This is a genomic window from Cyanobium sp. Cruz-8D1 (genome assembly GCF_024345975.1).
Classification (GTDB): domain Bacteria; phylum Cyanobacteriota; class Cyanobacteriia; order PCC-6307; family Cyanobiaceae; genus Cyanobium.
Map to the genome: position 1 here is coordinate 1 of NZ_JAGQCD010000079.1, position 6464 is coordinate 6464.

The 6464-nt window shown below is 64.0% G+C and carries 14 protein-coding genes; 8 read left to right on the top strand and 6 right to left on the bottom strand.

The window, feature by feature from the left end:
- Positions 1 to 102: 102 nt before the first annotated feature.
- Entirely contained in the window at positions 103 to 390 is a 288-nt protein-coding gene (locus KBZ33_RS20720; protein ID WP_396108939.1) for a transposase, read from the bottom strand.
- A 42-nt stretch (positions 391 to 432) separates the two neighbouring features.
- Between KBZ33_RS20720 and KBZ33_RS20725 the strand changes: the two genes are divergently transcribed.
- Together KBZ33_RS20725 and KBZ33_RS20730 are read left to right on the top strand one after the other, a co-directional pair.
- A complete protein-coding gene (locus tag KBZ33_RS20725; RefSeq protein ID WP_254955389.1) occupies positions 433 to 876 on the top strand; it encodes a Fic family protein in 444 nt (147 codons plus the stop codon).
- A 3-nt stretch (positions 877 to 879) separates the two neighbouring features.
- Positions 880 to 1035, top strand: a complete 156-nt coding sequence (locus KBZ33_RS20730; protein WP_254955387.1) for a hypothetical protein — start codon at positions 880 to 882, stop codon at positions 1033 to 1035.
- A gap of 10 nt (positions 1036 to 1045) precedes the next feature.
- Here KBZ33_RS20730 and KBZ33_RS20735 read toward each other — a convergent pair whose 3' ends face one another.
- A complete protein-coding gene (locus tag KBZ33_RS20735) occupies positions 1046 to 1366 on the bottom strand; it encodes a hypothetical protein (protein ID WP_254955386.1) in 321 nt (106 codons plus the stop codon).
- A 134-nt stretch (positions 1367 to 1500) separates the two neighbouring features.
- Here KBZ33_RS20735 and KBZ33_RS20740 point away from each other — a divergent pair, with 134 nt between their 5' ends.
- Positions 1501 to 1857 carry a CatA-like O-acetyltransferase gene (locus KBZ33_RS20740; RefSeq protein WP_254955385.1) on the top strand — a complete coding sequence of 119 codons (357 nt, stop codon included), beginning with the start codon at positions 1501 to 1503 and terminating at the stop codon, positions 1855 to 1857.
- A gap of 13 nt (positions 1858 to 1870) precedes the next feature.
- Here KBZ33_RS20740 and KBZ33_RS20745 read toward each other — a convergent pair whose 3' ends face one another.
- From KBZ33_RS20745 to KBZ33_RS20755, 3 genes are all read right to left on the bottom strand, one after another.
- Positions 1871 to 2842 (bottom strand): substrate-binding domain-containing protein, encoded by a 972-nt coding sequence (locus tag KBZ33_RS20745; protein WP_254955384.1) that lies wholly within the window; start codon positions 2840 to 2842, stop codon positions 1871 to 1873.
- A gap of 291 nt (positions 2843 to 3133) precedes the next feature.
- Positions 3134 to 3460, bottom strand: coding sequence for a type II toxin-antitoxin system VapC family toxin (locus KBZ33_RS20750; protein WP_315859249.1), 327 nt, complete (start codon positions 3458 to 3460; stop codon positions 3134 to 3136).
- A gap of 108 nt (positions 3461 to 3568) precedes the next feature.
- Positions 3569 to 3850, bottom strand: coding sequence for a type II toxin-antitoxin system Phd/YefM family antitoxin (locus KBZ33_RS20755; protein ID WP_255011959.1), 282 nt, complete (start codon positions 3848 to 3850; stop codon positions 3569 to 3571).
- 103 nt (positions 3851 to 3953) lie between these two features.
- Between KBZ33_RS20755 and KBZ33_RS20760 the strand changes: the two genes are divergently transcribed.
- The 4 genes from KBZ33_RS20760 (at position 3954) to KBZ33_RS20775 (ending at position 5240) form a co-directional block, all read left to right on the top strand.
- The gene (locus KBZ33_RS20760) at positions 3954 to 4097 is read left to right on the top strand and encodes a chlorophyll a/b-binding protein (protein ID WP_254955382.1); all 144 of its coding nucleotides are present in this window, start codon (positions 3954 to 3956) and stop codon (positions 4095 to 4097) included.
- Positions 4098 to 4261: 164 nt separating this feature from the next.
- Complete coding sequence (locus KBZ33_RS20765) at positions 4262 to 4498, top strand: chlorophyll a/b-binding protein (RefSeq protein ID WP_254955381.1); 237 nt, start codon at positions 4262 to 4264, stop codon at positions 4496 to 4498.
- 33 nt (positions 4499 to 4531) lie between these two features.
- Positions 4532 to 4777 carry a hypothetical protein gene (locus tag KBZ33_RS20770; RefSeq protein WP_254955380.1) on the top strand — a complete coding sequence of 82 codons (246 nt, stop codon included), beginning with the start codon at positions 4532 to 4534 and terminating at the stop codon, positions 4775 to 4777.
- 19 nt (positions 4778 to 4796) lie between these two features.
- A complete protein-coding gene (locus tag KBZ33_RS20775) occupies positions 4797 to 5240 on the top strand; it encodes a nuclear transport factor 2 family protein (protein ID WP_254955379.1) in 444 nt (147 codons plus the stop codon).
- 584 nt (positions 5241 to 5824) lie between these two features.
- Here KBZ33_RS20775 and KBZ33_RS20780 read toward each other — a convergent pair.
- The gene (locus tag KBZ33_RS20780; RefSeq protein ID WP_254955378.1) at positions 5825 to 6139 is read right to left on the bottom strand and encodes a hypothetical protein; all 315 of its coding nucleotides are present in this window, start codon (positions 6137 to 6139) and stop codon (positions 5825 to 5827) included.
- Positions 6140 to 6186: 47 nt separating this feature from the next.
- Between KBZ33_RS20780 and KBZ33_RS20785 the strand changes: the two genes are divergently transcribed.
- Positions 6187 to 6324: a hypothetical protein gene (locus KBZ33_RS20785; protein WP_254955377.1), complete on the top strand. Its 138-nt coding sequence runs from the start codon at positions 6187 to 6189 to the stop codon at positions 6322 to 6324.
- Positions 6325 to 6464 lie beyond the last annotated feature (140 nt).

The following is a 6464-nucleotide window of genomic DNA, read 5'->3' on the forward strand; positions in this document are numbered from 1 at the left end:
CACAGGCAGAGCGACCAGAGCAGTGAAAGGTGCGCGCTGAGAGGCTGAGCAAATGAGCTGTGCATCAATCATGAAGTGGTGACTGCCTACGTCATGTCAAGCTCAGGCCGGCACACCCCGTGAACGGCTGCCGTTCCCCAGCCTTGTTCTTGTAGAGCTGGGAGCCGCGATCAAGGTGGCATCAATGATCGTTCCCTGCTTCATGGCCATGCCCCGCTCCTTGAGATGGGCTTTCACCGCCGCAAAGATCTGCTCGCCGAGGTTGTTCTTCTCGAGCAAGTTCCGAAACGCCAGGATGGTGGTCTCATCCGGGATCCGCTCGCTGACCAGGTCGATTCCGGCGAAGTGCCGCATGGTGGGCACCTCAATCAAGGCATTACGGTTTTTCATGTGCCGCCACCGGCCGAGTAGCTGTCCGGGCGCCTGGAAGAGCTGTGCCGCTTTGCCAACGGCGAGACCCCGAAGGTGTTCATCCACCCGGTGGCACGGGCCATCGCGCTGCACTTCTGGCTGGCGTACGACCACCCCTTCTGTGATGGCAACGTCCGCACGGCACGGGCGCTGTTCTACTGGGCGATGCTGCACCAGGGCTACTGGTTGTTTGCGTTCATCTCGATCTCTTCGGTGATCAACAAGGCCCGCGGTCAATACGAGCGTTCGTTCCTGTTGAGCGAGAGCGACGACAACGACCTCACCTACTTCCTGCTGTCCCAGGTGAAGGTGATCCAGCAGGCGATCGCCTGCCTGCCTGCCTACCTGGAGCGCGAGGCCGGCGAGGTGGGGGCCCTGCAGCAGCGGCTGGAGGAGATGGAGGGGCTGAACCACCGCCAGCTGGCGCTGCTGCGCCACGCCCTGCGCCATTCTGGCTTCCGCTAAACGGTGCTCGGCCACCAGAACAGCCACGGCGTCAGCCATCAGACCGCCCGCAGCGATCTGCAGAAACTGGCGGCCCTTGGTCTGCTGCTTGCGGGCAAGGATGGGCGGCGGGAGATCTTCCGGGTGCCGGAGGATCTGCCAGCGCGGCTGCCGAGCTGATCGTTATGGCTCACAGGGCCAGTCGGATCTGGCCCGTATCTGCGGGCTGGGCGGCTATGGGGGGCCGGCCGCGCCGCTTGGCACCTGATGCAGGCGCGGCCCCACGCTTCAGTTTGCCGTTTCCGCCATGCCTCCCCTGGGCCACCTCTCCGGCGTAGCGCTCGGCGTTGAGGGCGAGCAGCCGTGCGTGCCACGTCGTCGCGACGGCATTGGGCCGGCGGTAATGCCATGGAAGCTTGCGGCGGCCAGTGTGCAATCCCACAGCGATCGCGCCGTAGGCCTGCAGTTGGCCCTGGAAGACGAGGGCGTCGCCTGCATCCCAGCAGAACATCGATCTGCACCGCGATTGAGATCAGTGGATTCGCCGCTTCCGTGGAAGCGCTGAGGTTGCGCTCTACACCACCCTCTACTGTCTGATCACCAAGGCCATCAATTCCAGCCCTTGTTTTCGCCATCGCATCGTCGATGGCGGGCTGGTGGAGTTTCCCGTATGCAAGTCTGCACACCGCCATGGATGAGGTGCGCGCACAACCCAATCAGGATTTTCGCGGCGGGCTCGACGATCGCTTCTTCCTCAGCCATCTCCCGTGGCTTAGTTTCACCGGCATCCAGCACCCCTACACCCCGGCCTATGCGTCGATTCCCCTGATCAGCACCGGCCGCAGTTTCCTGCAGGACGGCCGGGAGATGTTGCCGATCGCCGTGCAGGCGCACCATGCCCTGGTTGACGGTGTGAACGTGGCCCGCTTGCTGGAGCAGCTGGCCGATCCTTGCCGCCAGCTCGCGGTAGCTTGGTATGAAGAGCTGGACTCAACGACCTGAGCAGGCCCCAGCACTACTTGGCAGCTGCACCCTGCACGCTGATGCCGGTGTCGATCCGCTGGATCGGCGGGGCACCCAGGCCCTGCTGCCAGAGGTTGAGCACCGCCCAGTACCCCTGGGAACGGGGCTTGGTGGCGGCTGTGGAATCCACCACGCCGCTGTTGATCAGTTGCAGCAGGTCGGGCAGGTCGTCGAGGGCCACCACCTTCACTTGACCTGTCCTGCCCAGGGCTGCCACGGCACGGCCCACACCGACCCCGCCGCCTGCATCCGACACCACCCAGCCCCTGAGCTGGGGATAACGCCCCATCGTGGTGGTGGCCTCCTGTTGGGCGATGGCGATGTCGTCGTGGTCCATGGGTGAGGCCACAACCTTGATCCCCGGGTGTTGGGCGAACACCTCGCGATGGCAGCGGACCCGGATGGCATAGTTCGGCGCCGTGGGCACCCCCTGCATGATCGCCACCTCGCCCTGGCCGCCCAGCAGCTGCACCAACCGATCGGAGGCGATGCGCGCCTGCTGGCAGAAGTCGTTGCCGATGCTGGTGAGCGGCAGACCCGCTGGGGCCTCCGAGTCGAAGACGTTCACAGCAATCCCCTGCTGGCGCGCCTGTTCCAGCAAGGGCCGCAGCTGGTCGGCATCGAGCAGATCGATGGTGATGCCACTGGGGCGAGAGCGGATGGCGGCCTGCAGGATTTCTTGCTGCAAAGCGACATCAGCCTTGGCCGGGGGGCGGTAATCGATGGCGGCCGTGGCCCCGCTCTGCCGCTCGATCATGGTGGCGGCCTGCTGGACGCCGCCACGCACCACGTCGTACCAGGGGTGGCTCAGCTTGGGGATCACCACGAAACGCAGAGACTTCTGCTGAGGTTGTGCCGATGCAGGGTGGTGCAGAGCACCAGCGAGCGCTAGAGCCAAGGCAGCATCCACCATGAGGGAGTTGATCAACCCCATGGCGTTGATCGGCTTGTGCAAGACCCTCATGGCTCAACCTCAGAGTGTTGTTGGGGATGACTGCCGCCCTGGCTCGGCGGAGCAGTCAGCCATGACCCAACGTATTCATGCGCGCACAGATGGGATCGCCCATCGGGCAGCCAGCAGCCAGCAGCCGGTTGCGGTGCTCACGGGCTGGCGGTTACCGCCGCGCTATGCGGTGACGGCATGGCTCCGCAGTGCTGTTGATGACGCGACGGGCCGGGCCACGGATTCCCGCAAGCAGCGCCTCGCCGTATTGAAGCGCCCGTTGGCGCTGCGGAGCTGGAGGCGGCGGGGTGGTCACGGCGCGCGATCCCCCTGCCATGGGTTGACCACCGTGAGTGGAAGGTCCGCCACATCCCTGAGGTTGCGGGTGATCAGCACCAGGTTGTGCTCCAGCGCCGTCGCCGCCAGCAGACTGTCAATCGCCGGCAACGTTCGCCCCATCTCCGCCAGTAACCGCCCCCAGCGGTGGGCGATGGCCGCATCAATTGGTAAGACCCGCCCAGCGAAGAACGCCGGTAGCTCCTGCTCCAGCCAGCTCCTCAGGGCCAGCTGCCGCTCACCATCTACCAGCCGTTCCACACCGCGGCGGATCTCGCCCAGCGTCAGCACGCTCAGGAACAGCTGCTGCGATGGGCGCTGCGCAAATCACTTCACCACCCGGGGCTCCGGCTCGCGGCGGCGTAGCTCGCAAATCACATTAGTGTCGATCAGGTAGCCGGCAGCCATGTCTCAGAGGTTCACGTCCCTCGGCAGATCCGGGCACCGCTCCAGATCCAGCTCTTCGGCCTCCACCAGTGGCGAGCGACGGATGAAGGCCACCAACGACTCCCCTTCGTGCTGCTGGCGGTGATACGACGCGCTGGAAAGCACCACCGCCACCGGCTCACCATGGGAGGTGAGCTGCTGCGGCTGCTTCTGGGCTTGCTTCACCAGCTCCGACAGGCGGGCCTTGGCTTCGTGGATCGGCCAACTCTGCATTGGTTTCTCCCTAACGGTGACCAGACTAGTCATGGGCATGGCCATGCAGAAGCAGGCTTTCCCTGGACCCAGCGCCGGGCCGTGGAGGCGATCGCTTTACACTCTGTTACAGTTCTTGAAACAAACCGTTACACTCATGACCAACTCCGCTTCCCGCTTCGGCTTCGTCGCCTTCGCCGAAACCTGGAATGGCCGCCTCGCCATGCTCGGCTTCGTGATCGGCCTTGGCACCGAGCTGCTCACCGGCCAGGGCATCCTCGCCCAGATCGGCCTGGGTTGATCGCCGTGGCCACCGACTACACCCCTGCCATCACCGTCGTCGTCGCCCTTGTGGTGCTGCTGACCGGCGTGGTCTCCTTCGTGCTCAGCCGCCCCAGCGACCTGGAACCCAGAACACGCTGATCAGCTGACGATCAAACCGTCTTCTTCCTACACAAAAGACCCATGACCAACACTTCCGCCAACGCTTCTTTCCTGCAGGACAACACCGAGCATTCCATTCACATGGAGCAGCTCAGGCGTGTTGAACTTTTCAATGGCCGCGCCGCCATGCTTGGCCTGGTAATCGGTGTAATCACCGAAGCCATCACCGGTTCCGGCATCGCCCATCAGATCGGCCTTGGTGCCCTGGCCGACGGCTATGCCGCCTGCCGCACCCAGTTCCTGCCATTCTGCTTCTGATCGCCACCTCCTGATGCTGATCACCCAGTCCTGATGCTGATCCCGCCTCTCCTCTGTCCCTTCACGGCCGCCCGTATCGCCGGTCTGCAGGCCACGGTGCTGCTGCTACTCACCTTGCTGATCAAGGCCAAGGTACAGATCAAGGCGGCGTCGGCCCTGGGCCTGTTCCTGCTGGCCCTCCAGACCCTGGTGTTCCTGGCCGCTGCGGGAGCCCTGGGTCTGGTGGCCATTGGCGGCGCGGCCCTGGCCCTGAATCGTCCCCAGGCGGCCGAAGCCTGATGCCACCATTGTCACTGCCATGACCGCCGCGCTGCAGCCACCTCTGGGCGAGGCCTCCCTCAGGGCCCTGTTCACCAAGCCCTACGGTGCCCCCGGTCCCACGGCGCAGCAGTGGCGGGCCGTCTACGACGAGGATGTCCACTTCCAGGATCCAACCCAGGAACGGCGTGGCCTTAGCGCCTACATCGTCGCCCAGGAGGGGCTGATGCAGCGCTGCGACGACGTGTTCCTTGAGCCTGCCGCCGTGGCCATCTCCGGCGACACGGCTTTCGTGGAGTGGACCATGGGTCTGAAGATCAAAGGGATCGAATTCGTGTACCCCGGCACCACCCGCCTCCGCTTTGGCGCCGACGGCAAGATCATCGAGCACCGTGACTACTTCGATTTCGTTGGTCCCACCTTCGATCCTGTACCGCTGGTAGGAGGCTTCGTGCGCTGGCTCTACGGCCGGTTTGTGTCTTGATGGCTGAGGTGGCCCCTCCATCGACCAGGCTGCCGTCCCTTGGCGAGTGCCTTAATCCCGCAGGAAGGTTTCATTAAGAACCGGCTGGTAAGCACGATGTCGCCTCCTTGGGTCGTTCAGCAGCCGATCACAGAAAGCCAATTGCAAGGTTAGGCGATGCTTGGAGTGAAGCGATTCAAAGCTCCGCTGTTGGTAGGGCGATCATCTCCTCAGCAGGGGAGATTCTCCAGATCAACCAGGCCTTCGTCGACCAGCTTGGACGGGAGGCAACGGCCCTGCAACACCTGAGACTGTGGGACACATCTTTCCCGTGGACCGTGAGGGATGTGTCCAGGAGGTGGAACAAACTCTGGCAAGGTTGCATGGGCCTACGTCCCTCAAGGTGCTATGTCAGCACGGCCAGTGCCATCTGATTGCTCAGGTATGGACCATCTAATGAGTGCAAGATCGCTGATGTTTCCTGCGGGCTGATCGTGCAAGCTGTTGCGTGGCATGCACCATGGGCCTCCCCCGGTTTTGAGGACAGGTCAACAAGGGTCAAGCCATGACCTCCAGACTGTCCATCAATGACCAATGCCACCAAGTCACGACGCCGGTTCACGGCACAGCAGAAGCAGGAGGCTGTTGCGCTCTGCCTGCAGCACCGGGCGAGCCGGTGCCACTTGCGCGCTTCCCGGATGCAGCTGGCGGTGCCAGCACCCCCCGGGGAACGCCAGCACCAGCAGCTCGGCACCAGCACGGTCCGCCAGGCCGCCGGCCTCCTCGAGCATGGCCTGGGTGCGGATCCGGCCCTGCGGCCATCCCCAGCCGCGACCACTCAGCTCTGCGCTGGCGCACGGGCCAGCCGAGGGCTTGGGCCTGGCACTCCACCAGCTGATCGGCACCCCTGGCGCCGCCATGGAACAGGGCCAGCACCCAGCGGCAGCTCACCACCTCCAGTCCTTTTGTGAGCGATTCCAGGAGCGAACTGGAAGCCGCCCGTGCCGCCGGCATGGCCACCCGCTTCAGTGTGCGCCAGGAGAATCCCAGCAAGGATCCCGGTCCGTTTGAGGCGATCACAAGCCTGGATCAGATTGTGCTCTGAATCCCATGTCTTGCAGCCAGCCAACAGAAAAGCCACCCTCTCGGGTGGCTTTTCCTACAGCTCAGAGAAGAGCTGCTGGCTCACACATGGCCTGACGGCAACTGTGGAGCGGATTTTTTACCTGGCATCGAGCTATTTTC

Coding starts and splice junctions, on each gene's coding strand:
- KBZ33_RS20780 (WP_254955378.1), bottom strand. CDS start 6,139: ATGGCGGCGCCAGGGGTGCCGATCAGCTGGTGGAGTGCCAGGCCCAAG.
- KBZ33_RS20775 (WP_254955379.1), top strand. CDS start 4,797: ATGACCGCCGCGCTGCAGCCACCTCTGGGCGAGGCCTCCCTCAGGGCC.
- KBZ33_RS20765 (WP_254955381.1), top strand. CDS start 4,262: ATGACCAACACTTCCGCCAACGCTTCTTTCCTGCAGGACAACACCGAG.
- KBZ33_RS20740 (WP_254955385.1), top strand. CDS start 1,501: ATGGCGGGCTGGTGGAGTTTCCCGTATGCAAGTCTGCACACCGCCATG.
- KBZ33_RS20755 (WP_255011959.1), bottom strand. CDS start 3,850: ATGACTAGTCTGGTCACCGTTAGGGAGAAACCAATGCAGAGTTGGCCG.
- KBZ33_RS20760 (WP_254955382.1), top strand. CDS start 3,954: ATGACCAACTCCGCTTCCCGCTTCGGCTTCGTCGCCTTCGCCGAAACC.
- KBZ33_RS20720 (WP_396108939.1), bottom strand. CDS start 390: ATGAAAAACCGTAATGCCTTGATTGAGGTGCCCACCATGCGGCACTTC.
- KBZ33_RS20770 (WP_254955380.1), top strand. CDS start 4,532: ATGCTGATCCCGCCTCTCCTCTGTCCCTTCACGGCCGCCCGTATCGCC.
- KBZ33_RS20735 (WP_254955386.1), bottom strand. CDS start 1,366: ATGTTCTGCTGGGATGCAGGCGACGCCCTCGTCTTCCAGGGCCAACTG.
- KBZ33_RS20745 (WP_254955384.1), bottom strand. CDS start 2,842: ATGAGGGTCTTGCACAAGCCGATCAACGCCATGGGGTTGATCAACTCC.